General features: G+C 66.1%; 15 protein-coding genes and 1 pseudogene. All 16 read left to right on the top strand.

Annotated features, from left to right (window positions below; genetic code table 11):
• The first annotated feature begins 7 nt into the window (after positions 1-7).
• Complete coding sequence (locus tag P1X14_RS11660) at positions 8-547, top strand: hypothetical protein (RefSeq protein ID WP_277315540.1); 540 nt, start codon at positions 8-10, stop codon at positions 545-547.
• Positions 544-2,238: a penicillin-binding protein 2 gene (locus P1X14_RS11655; protein ID WP_277315539.1), complete on the top strand. Its 1,695-nt coding sequence runs from the start codon at positions 544-546 to the stop codon at positions 2,236-2,238. Before P1X14_RS11660 ends, P1X14_RS11655 begins: the two co-directional genes overlap by 4 nt.
• Positions 2,235-3,650, top strand: coding sequence for a UDP-N-acetylmuramoyl-L-alanyl-D-glutamate--2,6-diaminopimelate ligase (locus P1X14_RS11650; protein ID WP_277315538.1), 1,416 nt, complete (start codon positions 2,235-2,237; stop codon positions 3,648-3,650). The genes P1X14_RS11655 and P1X14_RS11650 overlap by 4 nt, the downstream gene beginning before the upstream one ends.
• Positions 3,647-5,041 (top strand): UDP-N-acetylmuramoyl-tripeptide--D-alanyl-D-alanine ligase, encoded by a 1,395-nt coding sequence (gene murF / locus P1X14_RS11645; protein WP_277315537.1) that lies wholly within the window; start codon positions 3,647-3,649, stop codon positions 5,039-5,041. Before P1X14_RS11650 ends, murF begins: the two co-directional genes overlap by 4 nt.
• Entirely contained in the window at positions 5,029-6,099 is a 1,071-nt protein-coding gene (gene mraY / locus P1X14_RS11640) for a phospho-N-acetylmuramoyl-pentapeptide-transferase (RefSeq protein WP_277315536.1), read from the top strand. The genes murF and mraY overlap by 13 nt, the downstream gene beginning before the upstream one ends.
• Entirely contained in the window at positions 6,096-7,385 is a 1,290-nt protein-coding gene (murD, locus tag P1X14_RS11635; RefSeq protein ID WP_277315535.1) for a UDP-N-acetylmuramoyl-L-alanine--D-glutamate ligase, read from the top strand. The genes mraY and murD overlap by 4 nt, the downstream gene beginning before the upstream one ends.
• An 89-nt stretch (positions 7,386-7,474) precedes the next feature.
• Complete coding sequence (gene ftsW, locus P1X14_RS11630; RefSeq protein WP_277315589.1) at positions 7,475-8,620, top strand: putative lipid II flippase FtsW; 1,146 nt, start codon at positions 7,475-7,477, stop codon at positions 8,618-8,620.
• A complete protein-coding gene (murG, locus tag P1X14_RS11625) occupies positions 8,617-9,765 on the top strand; it encodes an undecaprenyldiphospho-muramoylpentapeptide beta-N-acetylglucosaminyltransferase (protein WP_277315534.1) in 1,149 nt (382 codons plus the stop codon). Before ftsW ends, murG begins: the two co-directional genes overlap by 4 nt.
• Positions 9,765-11,177, top strand: a complete 1,413-nt coding sequence (murC, locus tag P1X14_RS11620; RefSeq protein WP_277315533.1) for a UDP-N-acetylmuramate--L-alanine ligase — start codon at positions 9,765-9,767, stop codon at positions 11,175-11,177. Before murG ends, murC begins: the two co-directional genes overlap by 1 nt.
• Positions 11,174-11,368, top strand: a complete 195-nt coding sequence (locus tag P1X14_RS11615) for a hypothetical protein (protein WP_277315532.1) — start codon at positions 11,174-11,176, stop codon at positions 11,366-11,368. The genes murC and P1X14_RS11615 overlap by 4 nt, the downstream gene beginning before the upstream one ends.
• Positions 11,365-12,264: a UDP-N-acetylmuramate dehydrogenase gene (gene murB / locus P1X14_RS11610; protein WP_277315531.1), complete on the top strand. Its 900-nt coding sequence runs from the start codon at positions 11,365-11,367 to the stop codon at positions 12,262-12,264. Before P1X14_RS11615 ends, murB begins: the two co-directional genes overlap by 4 nt.
• Positions 12,261-13,196: a D-alanine--D-alanine ligase gene (locus P1X14_RS11605; RefSeq protein WP_277315530.1), complete on the top strand. Its 936-nt coding sequence runs from the start codon at positions 12,261-12,263 to the stop codon at positions 13,194-13,196. The genes murB and P1X14_RS11605 overlap by 4 nt, the downstream gene beginning before the upstream one ends.
• A complete protein-coding gene (locus tag P1X14_RS11600) occupies positions 13,193-14,125 on the top strand; it encodes a cell division protein FtsQ/DivIB (protein ID WP_277315528.1) in 933 nt (310 codons plus the stop codon). Before P1X14_RS11605 ends, P1X14_RS11600 begins: the two co-directional genes overlap by 4 nt.
• Positions 14,126-14,127: 2 nt before the next feature.
• Complete coding sequence (gene ftsA / locus P1X14_RS11595; protein ID WP_277315527.1) at positions 14,128-15,387, top strand: cell division protein FtsA; 1,260 nt, start codon at positions 14,128-14,130, stop codon at positions 15,385-15,387.
• A gap of 117 nt (positions 15,388-15,504) precedes the next feature.
• Complete coding sequence (gene ftsZ, locus P1X14_RS11590) at positions 15,505-17,034, top strand: cell division protein FtsZ (protein WP_277315526.1); 1,530 nt, start codon at positions 15,505-15,507, stop codon at positions 17,032-17,034.
• Between the two features lie 162 nt (positions 17,035-17,196).
• A pseudogene (locus tag P1X14_RS11585) lies at positions 17,197-18,064 on the top strand (SPOR domain-containing protein); the annotation flags it as partial.

Below are 18,064 nucleotides of genomic sequence, written 5' to 3'. Positions count from 1 at the left end.
TAAGGTGATGGTCCAGGGCTTTGGAGCGATTGCGTGGCTTGCCGCCAGCGTTTCGGTGGCGGTTGGCGGTTACATGACCACGACCTATGGCGCGGCCGAGCGTGCGCGCCTGCACACCGTGGAGGGCCAGATCATCGACGCGAAGAAGGATATCCGCGGGCTGGAAACCGAATTCAGTGCCCGCGCGAACCTGGCGCAGCTCCAGCAGTGGAATGGCGAAGTCGTCGCTTATGCCGCGCCGGTCGCCGATCAGTTCCTGCCCGACGAGCATGCGCTGGCCAGCCTCGACGCCGATCAGGACGAGGCCATGCCGCAGGTCGCCGCGCTGGTCGTCCCGGCTGCCACGCCGAAGGTTCAGGCCGCACCGGCAGTCGCGACTGCCGTCGCCAAGGTCGACAAGTCGGCCCGTGCTCCGGGCAAGGCTGTCGCTTCCAATGGCAGCGGCGTGACCCGCGTTGCCAGCAACACGCGCGTCGCGATGCTCAGCGCCTCCACCATCAGCGATCTCGATCGCGGGGCGGCCTCCGAAAAGCTGGCGCTGCGTTGACCGTCATCCTCGCACCGTCCGCGCGAGCGCGCGGTTCGGGCGGGGCCCGGCAGTCGCTCGTCGCCGTCGCACAGGTTCGCCTGACGATCCTGGCATTGATCTTCGGCGTGCTCGTCGTGCTGGTGGTCGGCCGGCTGGCTTGGCTCGCGCTTGCCGCGTCGCCGGCCATCGCCGCCAATCCGGCCGACCGGCTGCTGCCGCCGCGCGGCGACATCGTCGATCGTAACGGCCAACCGCTGGCGCGCACCATCGATGGCTGGTCGATCGCGGTGCATCCCAATCAGCTGATCAGCAACAAGGCCGATCTGGCGAAGCGCCTTGCCGCGCTGATCCCGGATCGCAGTGAGGCGCAATATTATGCGCTGCTCAATTCAGGCGGCTCGTTCGCCTGGCTGAAGCGCCGTGCGCTCCCCGAACTGGTCAAGCAGGTCAATGCGCTGGGTGAGCCGGGCATCGAGATGATGCGCGAACCGGACCGGCTCTATCCGCAGTCGTCGATGGCCGCACACGTGCTCGGCTTCGTCAATTCGACCGGCCATGGCGGCACCGGCATGGAAAAGACGCTCGACGCGCGCCTGCTCAGCGATGCGGGCCGCGCCAATCCCACCGCGCTGGCGATCGATCTGCGGGTGCAGGCAGCGTTCGAGAATGAGCTGGGTACCGCGATGGCCGGTTTCCAGGCCAAGGGGGCTGCCGGCGTGATCCTCGACGTCGATACCGGCGAGATCGTCGCGATGGTCTCGTTGCCCAGCTTCAATCCCAACATGATCGAAGTCGCCCCGCCCGCGAACAACATGACCCAGAGCCGCTACGAACTGGGTTCGGCGTTCAAGCCGATCGCGATGGCCGCGGCGATCGAAAGCGGCACCGTCACGTCGATGTCGCGCCGCTTCGATGCGGTCGAGCCGCTCAAGATCGGCCGCTTCAGCATCAAGGACGATCACCCGCAAAAGCGTTTCCTCAACATCCCGGAAACGCTGATCTATTCGTCGAACATCGCCACTGCGCGGATCGCCGACCTGATGGGCCGCGAGCCGCTGGAGAAGATCTTCCGCGACATGATGTTCGACAAGCCCTTGCCGATCGAGATCGAGCGCTGGGGCACGCTGTGGCCGCGCGACTGGGGCCGTTCGACCACCATGACCACCGCATTCGGCCATGGCATCGCGGTCACCCCGATGCATCTCGCCTGCGCCTATGCCGCTTTGGTCAATGGCGGTGTGTGGCATGCGCCCACGCTGATGAAGGTCGATCCGGCCAAGATTCCCCCCGGCCGCCGCATCATTTCCGAATCGACCAGCATGCGGATGCGCCAGCTTCTGCGCCTGATCGTCACCCATGGCACCGGCAGCAAGGCCGACGCCCCGGGCTTCCGCGTCGGTGGCAAGACCGGCACCGCGGAAAAGCCCGGTGCGAAAGGTTACTCGGCCAGTGAGAACGTCTCCACCTTCGCGGCGGCTTTCCCAATGGACAAGCCGCGCTATGTGGTGATCGCCATGCTCGATTCTCCCATAGGAAATGCCGAATCGGCCGGCCAGCGCACCGCTGGCTGGACCGCCGCGCCCGTCGTGAAGCGGGTGGTGATGCGTACCGGCCCGCTGCTGGGCGTGATCCCCGATGCGAACAAGGACGTGAACCTGTCCGAACTGACGCCGCTGATCTGGAAGAATCCGAACGAGCACGGCCAATGAGGCTGGGCCAGCTGATCGAAGGCGGCGGCGACAGCGCCGTCACCGGCTTTGCGATCGATCACCGCAAGGTGGCGCCTGGCACCATCTTCGGCGCGTTCCAGGGCGCGGCCGTCAATGGCGAGGATTTCATTCCTGCCGCGATCCAGGCCGGTGCCATCGCCATCGTCGCCCGGCCCGAAGCTGTGGTCGAAGGCGCGCTGCACATTGCTGACGTGAACCCGCGCGAACGCTTCGCCCATCTGGCCGCGGCGTTCTTTGCGCCGTTTCCGCAGACCGCGGTCGCAGTCACCGGTACCAACGGCAAGACCTCCACGGTCGAGATGACCCGCCAGCTCTGGCGGATGACCGGCAATCACGCCGCGTCGATCGGCACGCTCGGCGTCACCACTGCGGACGATACCGTCACCACCGGGCTGACCACGCCCGATATCGTCACATTCCTGTCGAACGTGGCAGGGCTGGCCCGCGAAGGCGTCACCCATGTCGCGTTCGAAGCCTCGTCGCACGGCCTGTCGCAGTACCGGACCGAAGGCCTGCCGGTGAAGGCCGCCGCCTTCACCAATCTCAGCCGCGATCATCTCGATTATCATGGCGACATGGCCGCCTATTTCCACGCCAAGCTGCGCCTGTTCGCCGAAGTGCTTCAGGATGACGGCACCGCGGTGGTATGGGTCGACGACGCCAATTCGGAGCGGGTGATCGATCTCGCCCGGGTGCGCGGCAACCGGCTGATCACCGTGGGCGAACATGGCGATACGCTGCGCCTCGTGTCGCGCGAACCGACCTTGCTGGGGCAGGGGCTGACCATCGAAGCCGACGGCAAGAGCTACAAGGTCAATCTGCCGCTGATCGGCGCCTATCAGGCTGCCAATGCGCTGACCGCCGCGGGGCTGGTGATCGCGACCGGCGGTGACGTCGCCACAACGCTCGCCAATCTCGCGCGCCTTCAGCCGGTCCGCGGCCGCCTTGAGCGTGCGGTGATCGCGAAGAGCGGGGCGCCGGTCTATGTCGACTATGCCCATACCCCCGATGCGCTCGAAGCGGCGGTATCCGCGCTCAAGCCGCATACCAAGGGGCGCTTGATCCTCGTCTTCGGTGCGGGCGGCGACCGCGATCCTGGCAAGCGCGAACTGATGGGCCGCGAGGCTGCACTGGGCGCGGACGTGGTGATCGTCACCGACGACAATCCGCGCTCCGAAGATCCCGCCGCGATCCGCCGCGAGGTGCTGAAGGGTGCGCCCGACGCCATCGAAATCGGCGACCGTCGTGGCGCCATTGCGGCCGCGATCCATCTGGCCGGGCCGGAAGACATCGTGCTGCTGGCCGGCAAGGGTCACGAGCAGGGCCAGATCGTCGGCGATCGTGTCCTGCCGTTCGACGACGTCAATGTTGCGCGGGAGTGCGCGGCGTGAGGCTGTGGACCGCGGATGAGATCGCCACCGCCACCGGCGGCACGGCAAGTGCGGAATTCGAAGTTTCGGGAGTCACGTTCGACTCCCGCGAGGTTGGCCCTGGCGACCTGTTCCTGGCCCTGAGCGGAGAGACGACCGATGGTCATCGCTTCCTCGACCAGGCATTTGGCCAAGGGGCTGCGGGTGCGGTCGTTCACTCCCAGACGCCGCACCCGCACATCATCGTTGCCGATACGATGCGCGCGCTGGAGGCGATGGGCGTCGCTGCGCGTGCGCGAATGCAGGGCAAGGTGATCGGCGTCACCGGTTCGGTAGGCAAGACCGGCACCAAGGAGGCGCTGTTCGCTGCGCTCGACCGGCAGGACCCGGGCTATGCCCACCGCTCGGTCAAGTCGTACAACAATCATACCGGCGTACCGCTCAGCCTCGCCCGTATGCCCGCCAGCACCCGTTTCGGCGTGTTCGAGATGGGCATGAACCATGCCGGCGAACTCGCCGCGCTGACGCAGTTCGTTCGCCCGCATGTCGCGATGGTCACTACCATCGCCCCGGCGCATATGGGCTTCTTCAAGGACGAAGCCGCCATCGCCGATGCCAAGGGCGAGATCTTCCAGGGTCTCGAGCCGGGGGGCACCGCGATCGTCCCGTTCGACAGCCCGCATCGTGACCGGCTGATCGCTGCCGCCAAACCCTATGCCGCGAAAATCGTGACCTTCGGCATGGGCGAGGGGGCGGACGTCCGCGCCATCGAGACGATGCGCACCCGCACCGGTGGCACCTTCGTCACCGCGCGGTTGGGTGCCAATGAAAAGGGGGGGCGGGAACTGAGCTTCACCATTTCCCAGCCCGGCGCGCACTGGGTGTCCAATTCGATGGCGATCCTCGCGGCAGTCGATGCCGTGGGCGGCGATCTCGAACTCGCTGGCCTCGCGCTTGCCGAAATGGGCGGGCTTGCCGGTCGCGGCCAGCGCTTCCTTGCGCCGGTCGATGGCGGCGAGGCATTGGTGATCGACGAGAGCTACAACGCCAATCCCGCATCGATGCGCGCCACGCTCGACGTGCTGTCGCACGAGGCCGGGCGCAAGCTGGCGGTGCTCGGCGAAATGCGCGAACTGGGCGAGCATTCCGACGCGTTCCACGCCGAACTTTGGAGCCCGATCGCGGCAGCCGGTGTCGATTTCGCGATCCTTGTCGGCGAGAGCATGAAACCCCTCGCAAATGCGCTTGAGGGGCATGTCGATTTCGTCCATGTGCCCGACGCGACGGCGGCCCGCGATCACCTTCTCGACATGCTTGCTCCGGGTGATGCGGTTCTCGTCAAGGGGTCGAACGGCGTGCGGCTATCGAGCGTGGTCGCAGCGCTGGCGGAAAGGCAACCATGCTCTATTTGATTGCTGATTGGCTGGACTTTCCGGGCATCTTCAACCTTTTCCGTTACTTGTCCTTCCGCACCGGCGGCGCTGTCGCGACGGCGCTGCTGCTCGGGCTGATCATCGGCCCGCGCTTCATCGGCTGGTTGCGCATCCGTCAGGGCAAGGGTCAGCCGATCCGCGACGATGGCCCGCAGAGCCATCTGGCCAAGCGCGGCACGCCCACCATGGGCGGCCTGATGATTCTCACCAGCCTGATGCTGTCGATCCTGCTGTGGATGGACCTGAGCAATCCCTATGTCTGGGCGTGCATGTTCGTGACCTTCGGGTTCGGCATGATCGGGTTCCTCGACGATTACGACAAGGTCCGGAAACAGAAGACCGCGGGGGTCTCCGGCAGGGTTCGCCTGCTCGGCGAGTTCGCGATTGCGGGCGTGGCGAGCTGGATCATCATCTCTCTGAACGGCACGCATCTGTACGTGCCCTTCTTCAGCTGGCTCCACCCGGATCTCGGTTATCTCTACATTGCCTTCGCGGCCTTCACGATCGTGGCGTTCGGCAATGCGGTGAACCTGACCGACGGTCTGGACGGCCTTGCGACCATGCCGGTGGTGATCGCCAGCATGGCCTTCATGCTGATCGCCTATCTGGCGGGTAACAAGGTGTTCGCCACCTATCTCGGCATTCCCCATGTCCCCGGCGCGGGTGACCTTGCCATCTTCTGCGGCGCCATCGTCGGCGCGGGCCTCGCGTTCCTGTGGTTCAACGCGCCGCCTGCAGCGGTGTTCATGGGCGATACCGGCTCGCTGGCGCTCGGCGGCGCGCTCGGCACCATCGCCGTCGTCACGCATCACGAGCTGGTGCTGGGCATCATCGGCGGCCTGTTCGTGATGGAGGCGCTCAGCGTCATCATCCAGGTGTTCTTCTTCAAGCGCACCGGCAAGCGCATCTTCAGGATGGCGCCGATCCACCACCATTTCGAACAGCTTGGCTGGTCCGAACCTACGGTCGTGATCCGCTTCTGGATCATCTCGTTCGTGCTGGCGCTGGCAGGACTGGCGACGCTCAAGCTGCGATGATCACGAGCACCGCCTGGCGCGGCAAACGCTATGCGGTGCTGGGGCTTGCGCGATCCGGCATCGCGACCGTGGACGCGCTTGTCGCAAGCGGCGCGGAAGTGGTGGCGTGGGACACGAACGCCGATGTCCGCGCGAAGGTGACCAATGCCGAACTGGCCGATCCGCTGGAGATCGACCTGACCGGGTTCGCCGGCGTGGTCGTCTCGCCGGGCGTACCGATCAACAAGCATCCGATCACCGCCAAGGCGCGTGATGCGGGCGTGCCCCTGATCGGCGACATCGAACTCTTCGCACAGGCCCGCGCCGAGCTGCCGCCGCATCGCGTCGTCGGCATCACAGGCACCAACGGCAAGTCGACTACCACCGCGCTGATCGACCATATCGTCCGCACCGCCGGCATCCCGTCGCTGGCCGGGGGCAATATCGGCATCCCGATCCTCGCGGAGGAACCGCTGGCCGAAGGCGGCGTCTATGTGCTGGAACTGTCCAGCTACCAGATCGACCTGACCCACAGCCTCGATTGCGACGTGGCGGTGTTGCTCAACATCACCCCCGACCATCTCGACCGTTACGACGGCTTCGAAGGCTATGCCGCCTCCAAGGCGCGCCTGTTCGCGATGCAGTCAAAGGGGCATGCCGCGATTATCGGCATCGGCGACAACCCTTCCGCTGCCATCGCCCGTCAGGTTGCCGTCTCGGGCCGCAGCGAGGACCTGACCAAGATCGCGCCCGGCGTCTGCATGGATCAGTCGCGCTGGCCAGCACTTCAGGGGCCGCACAACGCCCAGAACGCACTCGCCGCCATCGCCGCCTGTGAAGCGCTCGGCATCGACAATGCGTCGATCGACAAGGGCCTCCAGACCTTCCCCGGCCTGCCGCACCGGATGGAGCGGGTCGCCGAACGCAACGGCGTGCTGTTCGTCAACGACAGCAAGGCGACCAATTCGGACTCCGCTGCGCCCGCGCTCTCCGCATATCCGCGCATCCACTGGATCGTCGGCGGCAAAGCCAAGACCAGTGACCTCGACGCCTGCCGTCCGGGTTTTCCCCATGTTGTCCGCGCCTACACCATCGGCGAGGCGGGCGACATGTTCGCGGAACTCCTGAGCGCCGACATGCCCGTCGAGAAGAGCGGCACGCTGGAAGCGGCCGTGAAGGCGGCCGCGGCCAATGCGCAGCCGGGCGACACGGTGCTGCTGTCACCGGCCTGCGCTTCCTTCGATCAGTTCCGCGATTATGAGGCGCGGGGTCAGGCTTTCCGTGATGCCGTAGAGGCGCTGGCGTGACCGAAGAAGCGATCGACGCCCCCGAGGCGCCCCGCGTCCGCCGCCGCGTGAGCAGCCAGATCGGCCGCGCCAACCAGACGCGCGCGGGCATGTGGTTCTGGGAAGTCGACCGCGTCCTGCTGCTGATGGTGCTGCTGCTGATCGCGATCGGCCTCGTCGCCGTCGCTGCCGCATCGCCCGCTACCGCGCGGCGCTATTCGGACGGCGCGCATATCGTCCCGCCGATGTTCTATTTCTGGCGCCAGCTGATCTGGGTCGCGCTGTCGGTGCCGATCATGGTGTTCGTATCGATGGTGCCGCTGACCCTCGCCCGGCGCGGCGCGCTGATCGGGGCGGGCATCTGCATCGGGCTGCTGATCCTGCTGCCTTTTATCGGCAGCGAAGTGAACGGCGCGAAGCGCTGGATCGATCTGGGCATTTCCGATCTCCAGCCGTCCGAGTTTCTCAAACCCCTGTTCATCGTCTCGATCGCCTGGATTCTGTCGCTGCGCGCCACCGATGCGCAATTGCCGATGACGCTGATGCTGGGCGTGACCGGCGGTCTCACCGCGCTGGTCGCGCTGTTACTGATGATGCAGCCGGACTTCGGCCAGACCATGGTCTTTTGCATCGTCTGGATCATCCTGATGACCGTGGCGGGTATCTCGCCCGCAGTGATCGGCGGCCTCACCGGGATCGGGGTCGCCGGGATCGTCTCGGCCTATCTGTTCTACGACACCGCCCGCATCCGCATCGACAGCTTCCTGTGGCCGACCAAGGAAAAGGCGCTGGCCGAGCATTACCAGACCAACATGGCCGAGCAGACGCTGACCTCCGGCGGCCTGTTCGGCACCGGCCCCGGCAGCGGACAGGTCAAGTTCAAGCTGCCCGAGGCGCATACCGACTATATCTTCTCGGTGATCGGCGAGGAGTTCGGGCTGATCGCCTGCGCGGCCATCGCGGTGCTGTACGTCGCGATCATTCTGCGCGTGCTGCTCAAGCTGATCGACGAAGAGGACGCATTCAAGCTGCTCGCGGCCACCGGCCTCGTCGCGCAGTTCGGCGTTCAGGCCTTCATCAACATGGCGGTGAACACCGGCCTGGCGCCGTCCAAGGGCATGACCTTGCCCTTCATCAGCTATGGCGGTTCATCGATGATCGCGCTTTCGATCGGGATGGGGCTTTTGCTCGCCTTCACGCGGCGAAACCCGTATCTGAAGCGCTCTCCCTATACCGTGCGGTGGAGCGGCACATGACGAATTCGCGTACCTATGTTCTGGCGGCAGGCGGCACCGGGGGGCACATGGTGCCCGCGGCGGCGCTGGCGGCGGAGCTGATCGGGCGCGGTCATCATGTCGCGCTGATCAGCGACGATCGCGGCGTGCGCTTTCCCGGCCTGTTCGAGGATATCGAGACGCACGTCCTTCCCGCAGGGCGGCTGGGCGGCGGGCCGCTCGGCTTCGTCAAGGCGGCAGGCAAGATGCTCGCGGGTCGCTCGATGGCGATCAAGCTGATGAAGGAAATGCAGCCGAGCTGCGTGATCGGCTTTGGCGGCTATCCTGCGCTCCCGGCACTGCTGGCCGCATTCGCGCGCGGCGTGCCGACCGTGATCCACGAACAGAACGCCGTGCTCGGCCGGGTCAACCGCTATGTCGCGGGCAAGGTCGATGCCATCGCCACCAGCTATGGCGAAACCGAGCGGCTGAAGGATGGCTGGAAGGCCAAGACCCATCATATCGGCAACCCGGTGCGCGAGGCGATCCTCGAGCTGCGCAACCGGCCCTATCCGATGCTGGAGGAGGACGGCATCTTCCGCGTTCTCGTCACCGGCGGTAGCCAGGGTGCGTCGATCCTTTCGCAGGTCGTACCCGATGGCCTCGCGTTGCTGCCCACCCATTTCCGCCGCCGCATGCAGGTGACGCACCAGGCCCGCGTCGAGGATATCGAGCAGGTCCGCGCCAAGTATCTCGCGCACGAGATCCCGGCCGAGATCGCGACCTATCTGCCCGACATGCCCGAGCGGCTCGCCTGGGCGCATATCGTGATCGCGCGAGCAGGGGCCTCGACCATTTCCGAACTGACCGCGGCGGGCCGTCCCGCGATCCTCGTTCCGCTGCCCAGCGCGACCGACGATCACCAGACGGTCAATGCGAAGGAAATCACCGCGGCCGGCGGTGCACGCACGATCAACCAGCGCGCCTTCACCGCCACCGAACTCGCCAAGCAGATCCAGAAGCTCGGCCTCGACACGGTCGCGTTGCAGAATGCGGCCGAGCGCGCCAAGTCGTGCGGCAAGCCCAACGCCGCCCGCGACCTCGCCGATCTGGTCGAATCCATCCATGCGCCGGAGGCTCCCATCGCTATCCGCCGCGCAGCCATGCAGGGAAAGAGCGCTTACTAATGAAGGGCGTCGCAACCGATATCGGAACAATCCACTTCGTCGGCATCGGCGGCATCGGCATGTCGGGCATTGCCGAGGTGATGCACAATCTCGGCTATCATGTTCAGGGTTCGGACGTCGCCGAAGGCTATGTGATCGAGGGGCTGCGCAAGCGCGGCATCACCGTCGCGATCGGCCATGCGGCGGAAAATCTGGGCGATGCGGCGGTGGTGGTCACTTCCACCGCGATCAAGCGCGGCAATCCTGAAGTCGAAGCCGCCTATGAGCGCCGCATCCCTGTGGTCCGCCGCGCCGAGATGCTGGCCGAGCTGATGCGGCTGAAGTCCACCGTCGCGGTGGCCGGCACGCACGGCAAGACCACGACGACCTCGATGATCGCGGCCCTGCTCGATGCCGGCGGCGTCGATCCGACGGTCATCAACGGCGGCATCATCAACCAGTACGGCTCGAACGCGCGTCTTGGCGACAGCGACTGGATGGTGGTCGAGGCTGACGAGAGCGACGGCAGCTTCCTCCGCCTCGACGGCACCATTGCGGTGGTGACCAATATCGATCCCGAGCATCTCGACCATTACGGCTCGTTCGATCGGGTGAAGGACTGTTTCGTCGAGTTCGTCGAGAATGTGCCTTTTTACGGCGCGGCCCTGCTGTGCCTCGATCACCCCGAGGTTCAGGCGATCATCCCGCGCGTGCGGGATCGCCGCATCGTCACCTATGGTTTCGCGGCCTCGGCCGATGTGCGCGGCGTCAACGTCACGCCCTATGCCGGCGGCAACAAGTTCGAAGCGATCATCCGCCACCGCGACGGCACGGTCCGTTCGATCGAGGGCATCGATCTGCCCATGCCCGGCCGCCACAATGTCCAGAACGCGCTGGCCGCGATCGGCGTGGCGCTGGAACTCGGCATTGCCGACGCGACCATCCAGAAGGGCTTTGCCCGCTTCGGCGGGGTCAAGCGCCGCTTCACCAAGGTCGGTGAGACCCATGGCACCACGATCATCGACGATTACGGCCACCATCCGGTCGAGATCCGCGCGGTTCTGTCTGCCGCGCGGGAATCTGCTCGCGGCCGCGTGATCGCAGTGATGCAGCCGCACCGCTTCTCGCGCCTCGGCAATCTGATGGATGACTTCGCCCAGGCGTTCAACGACGCCGACATGGTCTATATCACCCCGGTCTATGCCGCGGGCGAGCAGCCGGTCGAGGGCGTCGATTCCGAGGCTTTGGTCGAAGGCATCAAGCGTCGCGGTCACCGTGCTGCCGCTACCGTCGCAGATGCGGCGGGCCTCGCCACGACGCTCGCCGAGGTGATCCAGCCGGGTGACATGGTCGTGTGCCTCGGCGCTGGCGACATCACCAAATGGGCCGCCGGACTGGCCACCGCGATCGACGAAGTGAAGGTTTCCGCATGAGCGACTTCTTCACCACCGCCATGGAGATGCAGCGCGAGATCCTGCGCGCGCAAAAGGCCCAGCTCGACGCCGCCGAGAAGATGCTCGACGGCGCGAAACAGCTGACCGATCTTCAGGAGGTGAGCCAGAAGGCCGTCGAAGCCAATATGGCCGCGTGGAAGCAATGGGCGAAGCTGTGGGGGTGGAAGTGAGCGTTTGCTACGCGCTGCCTCCTGTCCGTGGTAAACTGACCCATGGCGCACCGCTCGCGCCGCTCGTCTGGTTCAAGAGCGGTGGCGCGGCCGAGTGGCTGTTCGAACCTGCCGATGCCGAGGATCTGGCCAGCTTCCTGTTTGCGCTCGATCCCGCCGTCCCGGTCATGGGCCTTGGCCTCGGCTCGAACATGATCGTCCGCGACGGCGGCGTCCCCGGCGTCGTGATCCGTCTCGGCAAGACCTTCGCCACCGTCGAGCAGATCGATGCAACTACCCTGAAATGCGGCGGCGGTGCCTCGGGCATCCTCGTCTCGTCCAGGGCCCGCGATGCGGGCATTGGCGGCGTCGAGTTCCTCCGCTCGATCCCCGGCACGGTCGGCGGCTTCGTGCGCATGAACGGCGGGGCCTATGGCCGCGAGACCTGCGACATTCTGGTCGAATGCGACGTGATCCTGCGCTCAGGCGAGCGAAAGACGCTCCCGCTCGCCGATCTCGCCTACACTTATCGCCACAGCGAACTGCCCGAGGGCGCGATCGTGGTCAGCGCCATCTTCCGCGGCCATCCCGGCGATCCGGTGGCGATCCAGGCCGAGATGGACCGCATCGCCGCCGCGCGCGAGGAATCGCAGCCGCTGCGCAGCAAGACCGGCGGTTCCACCTTCAAGAACCCGCAGGGGCACAAGGCGTGGCAGCTTGTCGATGAAGCCGGCTGCCGCGGGCTGCGCAAGGGCGATGCGCAGGTCAGCGAGAAGCACACCAACTTCCTGCTCAACGTCGGCGAGGCGACCAGCACCGATATCGAGGCGCTGGGCGAGGAAGTGCGGGCCAAGGTCAAAGCGAAATCAGGGGTCGAACTCGAATGGGAAATTCAGCGCGTGGGGATCGTGAAGTGAACAAGCTCCACGTCGCAGTCCTGATGGGCGGCTGGTCCAACGAGCGCGAAGTCTCGCTGATGTCCGGCAACGGCGTCGCCGACGCGCTGGAATCGCTCGGCCACAAGGTCAGCCGCGTCGATATGGACCGCAACGTCGCGGTCACGCTCGCCAACCTCAAGCCCGATATCGTGTTCAACGCGCTCCATGGTTCGCCCGGCGAGGACGGTACCGTGCAGGGCATGCTCGACCTGATGGGCCTGAAATACACCCATTCGGGCCTCGTCACTTCGGTCATCGCGATCGACAAGCAGCTCACCAAGCAGGCGCTGGTCCCGCACGGCATTCCGATGCCGGGCGGCCGCATGGTCCGCATCGAAGAGCTGTACCAGCACGATCCGCTGCCGCGCCCCTATGTGCTCAAGCCCGTCAACGAAGGCTCGTCGGTCGGCGTCGCCATCGTCACCAACGAGAGCAATTATTCGAACCCGATCAGCCCGCAGGCCAAGGGGCCGTGGCAGGAGTTCGACGAACTGCTCGCCGAACCCTTTATCCGCGGCCGCGAGCTGACCACCGCTGTGCTCGGCGACCGCGCGCTCGGCGTCACCGAACTGAAGCCCAAGAGCGGCTTCTACGACTATGATTCCAAGTACACCGACGGGCTGACCGAGCATGTCTTCCCCGCGCAGATCCCCGACGAGATCACCGACGCCTGTATGCGCCTCGCGGTCGAGGCGCACCGGCTGCTCGGCTGCAAGGGCGCGTCGCGCTCCGATTTCCGCTGGGACGACAATCAGGGCGTGGACGGCCTGTTCCTGCTCGAAACCAACACCCAGCCGGGCATGACCCCGCTCAGCCTCGTCCCCGAACAGGCGAAATATTGCGGCATGTCGTACCCCGAACTGGTGCAGTGGATCGTCGAGGAAGCGTTGGCCGGAAAGGCTTCGGGGTGACCAAGCGAACGGTCCGCCGTTCCCCGGCCCGCGCGCCCGCCAAGAAGCGGCAGCAGGTGCGCAAGAAGAAGGGGCCGGGCCTGCTCGATCAGGCGATGACCGCGCTGCCGGTCAGCCATGAGACGCTGCAGAAGATCGCGACCTGGGGCATTGTCGGCATCACCGGCGCGGTGGCGCTGGGGGTGGCGAGCTTCTTCGGCGTGCCCGGCATGGTCGGCGTGGCCGCGTCCGAAGTGGTCGGCGAGATGGGCTTCCGCGTCGAGCAGGTCGATCCCTATGGCCTGAAGCATATGGACAAGATGACCGTCTATCAGGCCGCGCTCGACCAGAAGTCGCGCGCGATGCCGCTGGTCGATCTCGAGCTGGTCCGCGAACGGCTGCTGCAATATCCGTGGATCGAGGATGCGCGCGTGTCGCGCCGCCTGCCCAACACGCTGGTGGTCAATGTCGTCGAGCGCGAGGCCGCGGCGATCTGGCAGAATCGCGGCGTGCTGATGCTGATCGATCCCAATGGCGTGTCGCTGGAATCGGTGTCGCGCGATGCGATGCCCGATCTGCCGCTGCTGGTGGGTGAGGGGGCGAACAAGCAGGAGGTGGCCCGCCGCCGCCTGATGGACGCGGCACCCGCGCTCAAGCCTTTGGTCAAAGCATCGACCTGGGTCGGCAATCGCCGCTGGGACCTGACCTTCGACACCGGCGAACGGCTGTTGCTGCCCGAGGGCGAGAAGGAAGCCGCCGACGCGCTCAAGCGCTTCGCCGAGACCGATGGCACCCAGCGCCTGCTCGGCCGCGGCTTCGTGCGGTTCGATATGCGCGTGGGGCAGACATTGTACATCCAGCGCCGCCCGGCCCAGCCGAAACAAACTCCGGCAAAGCCCGCAGTCGACGCAGACGCGCAACCGGCGCAAGATATTCAGGGGGACGAGTAATCATGGCCAAGGCAGCACCCGAAGGTCTCATCACTGCGCTCGACGTCGGATCGTCGAAGGTCTCGGCGCTGATCGCCCAGCGCACCGATGACGGCCAGCTGGTCGTGCTCGGCACCGGTCAGCGCGAGAGCCGCGGCGTCAAGCGCGGCTATGTCGCCGATATGCACGCGACCGAGCTGGCGATCCGCGAAGCGGTCGAGCAGGCCGAGCGCATCGCCGGCACCAATATCGAGAATGTTTGGGTCAGCTTCTCCGCGGGCGGTCTGATCTCGGATATCGTCAAGCTCGAGGCCGATCTGGGTGGCCACCGCGTCGAACAGTCGGATATCGACGAGTTGCTCAAGGCCGGACGCGACGCGATCAATCCGCAGGGCAAGATGGTGCTCCACGCCCAGCCGATGCGCTATGCGGTCGATGGCCTTGCCGGGGTGAAGCGTCCTATCGGCCTCCATGCCGACCGGCTCGGCGTCGATATCCATGTCGTCGCCACCGAAGGATCGCCGGTGCGCAATCTCGATCTGTGCGTCCGCTCGGCGCATCTCGAAGTGCGCTCGATCATCGCCGCGCCGCTCGCCACCGGCCTTGCCTGCCTGACCGAGGAGGAACGCGACTTGGGCGTGGCCTTGGTCGAGATCGGCGCGGGCATCACCAACGTCTCGGTGTTCCAGGGCGGTGTCCTCTCGGGCCTCGCGTCCATCCCGATCGGTTCGGCCGACATCACCGACGATATCGCCTCGGCCTTCGGCACCGCACGTGCATGGGCCGAGCGAACGAAGTGCTTCTACGGCTCTGCCAACATCAGCCCGCGCGACAATCACGACATGATCGACGTCGTCCATGCCAGCCCGGAGGAGGGCGCCGAGGGTACCCGCATCACCAAGGCACAGCTGATCGCGGTGATACGCCAGCGCCTCGAACGGCTGGTGCCGGAAATCCAGAAGGAACTGGTCAAGCTCGGCATGCAGGACCCGGTCGGCCGCCAGATCGTGCTGACCGGCGGCGGCGCGGAGCTGAAGGGCATTGCCGATTACATGCAGCAGGTGCTGGGCAGCACGGTGCGCGTTGGCCGTCCCAAGGGGCTGGTGGCGCTGCCCGAGGCGCATAGCGGCCCGGGATTCGCGACACTGGCCGGACTCGCTTGTTTCGCGGCATCGGACCCGATCGACCTGCGCGCGCTGGAGCCGACTCACCAGATGGTGACGCGCGCCAGTCCTCGTGCCGTATTTTCCCGACTATTGGCCGCGTTTCGGGCGAATTATTGAAGAAATAAGACAGCGCCTGCTTGTTTGCACTAGAGTCAGTGCGGGCGTTGGTGCATCAAACGAACCGTATATGCGCGCAGGCCGGTCGAGTCCGGAGACGCGAGGGGAGACAAGGCAATGAGTATCGATTTTCTGCCGCCTGAAGTCGACGATCTGACGCCCAAGATCACCGTGATCGGCGTCGGCGGCGCGGGTGGAAACGCGATCGCGAACATGATCCGGGCGGACGTCCAGGGCGTCGAGTTCCTGGTCGCCAACACCGATGCGCAGGCGCTGAAGCAGTCGAGCGCGGGTCACCGCATCCAGCTCGGCGCGAAAATCACGCAGGGCCTCGGTGCAGGCTCGCGGCCCGAGATCGGCCGTGCGGCGGCCGAGGAAACGATCGATCAGGTGCAGAAGGCGCTCGAGGGCGCACACATGGTGTTCATCGCGGCCGGCATGGGCGGCGGCACCGGCACCGGTGCGGCACCCGTCATCGCCAAGATGGCGCGTGACATGGGCATCCTGACCGTCGGCGTGGTGACCAAGCCGTTCGCGTTCGAAGGCAAGCGCCGCGCCCAGTCGGCCGAAGCGGGCATCGACGAGCTTCAGAAGTATGTCGATACGCTGATCGTCATTCCGAACCAGAACCTGTTCCTGATCGCCAACGCGAACACGACCTTCAAGGAAGCGTTCGAGATGGCCGACGAGGTCCTTCAGCAGGGCGTTCGCGGTATCACCGATCTGATGGTCATGCCTGGCCTCATCAACCTCGATTTCGCCGATATCCGCGCCGTCATGCAGGAAATGGGCAAGGCTATGATGGGCACCGGCGAAGCCGATGGCGACGACCGCGCGATCGTGGCGGCGCAGAAGGCGATCGCCAACCCGCTGCTCGATGGCGTGTCGATGAACGGTGCCAAGGGCGTGATCGTTTCGATCACCGGTGGCGAGGATATGCGCCTGCTCGAAATCGACGAAGCTGCGAACCATATCCGCGAGCTGGTCGATCCCGATGCGAACATCATCTGGGGTTCTGCGTTCAACACCGAACTGGACGGCAAGATTCGCGTTTCGGTCGTCGCGACCGGCATCGATGCGGACGCACAGGCTGCCGCCAAGCCGGTCGCTGCCGAACAGCCGCGCGTGTTCAGCTTCGCCAGCCCGCGCCGTCCGGCGGAAGCACCTGCCGCGGTCACCGCGCCGCTGCCCGAGGAACCCGAAGCCGTTGCCGAACCGGGCTTCTCCGAACCGGCCCCGCTGACCTTCGAGGACGCGGAACCGGAAGCGGAAGTCGCAGCCGCGCCGTCGATCCCCGAAGCCTATGAGCCGGAAGCGGCGGCCGAACCGGCTCCGGCCGAAGAGGAATCGGACGAGCTTCTGCTCGGCTCCGAAGTCGCGATGGACGATGGTCTGGAAACCGCGGAAGATGCCGCTGCCAGCGAACCGCCGGCGCCCGAACTGGGCAGCCGCCGCCGCTGGCTGACGTCGGATGATGGCGAGGACGCCCCGGCCGCCGAGCCGGCGCCGAAGCCGGAGCGCAAATCGGGTGGCACGCTGTTCGAACGCATGGCTTCGGCCGCGCGCGGCGGCGCCAAGTCCGACGACGACGACGACAAGGATCCGCTGGATATCCCGCGTTTCCTGCGCAGCCAGAACAACCAGTAACCGGCGATTTCGGCGCGCCCATGGCTCGGTCCATCGAGCCATGGGCGCGCTGTCATTTTCGGTTCAGCGTGCGCTCGGTGTAGGGTGGGGGAGCCCATGAACCGGATTCGCTTTTCGCATCTATCGGCCCTTGCCCTCGCGCTTGCTGCGAGCGGTGCCGCCATGCCCGCCTTCGCCCAGACGAGCGAAGTGGTCGCCGCTCCGAATCCCGATGCGGATCGGCTGGCGGAGGAGATGCGCGCGCTTGCGCTCGATCCGCGCGATATGCGTGCGCTGCTGTCGGCTGCGACGATCAGCAACCGGCTGGACGACACCGCGGCGGCGCTCGCTTTCTATGCGCGTGCCGAGAAGCTGGAGCCGGACAATCCGCGCATCTTCGCCGGCCGCGCTTCGGTGCTGGTCAAGATGGAGCGGCCGGGCGAAGCGTTGCTGTTGTTCCAGGATGCTGAGAAGCGCGGCCTGCCGATGGGTGAATATGCAGCCGATCGCGGCCTCGCCTATGATCTGCTCGGCGCGCCGCATCTGGCCCAGCGCGACTATCGTCAGGCGATGCAGCGCAGCAATGACGACGAACTGGTTCGGCGGCTCGCGCTGTCGCTGGGCATTGTCGGCAAGTCGGACGAGGCGATGCGCGTACTCGATCCATTGCTCCGCCGCAGCGACCGCGCGGCATGGCGCGCGCGGGCCTTCATCCTCGCGATGAACGGCGATGTGCCGGGTGCCGAGCGGATCGCATCGAGCATGATGCCCAACAATATGGGCGCGGCGCTCACACCCTTCTTCCGCCGCCTGCCCAACATGACGCCCGGCGACCGCGCCTTCGCGGTGCATTTCGGCCAGATGGCGCGCACGCCGGGCCGTCTCGCCGATGCGCAACTCGCGCCGCAATTCCAGCCCTATGTTCCCGAACCGAAGCCGGTTCAGGTCGCCGCGGCGACGCCTGCGCCGCAGCCCGTCGTGACCACGCCCGCACCTGCTACTGCGCGTGACCGCCGTTCGCGCCGCGATCGCCGTCCCGAAGTCGCCAGCG

This window comes from Sphingomonas sp. AOB5 (genome assembly GCF_029433115.1).
GTDB lineage: Bacteria > Pseudomonadota > Alphaproteobacteria > Sphingomonadales > Sphingomonadaceae > Sphingomonas.
Note: the sequence above shows the minus strand (reverse complement) of the source record. Positions and strands in the feature narration are given on the sequence as shown.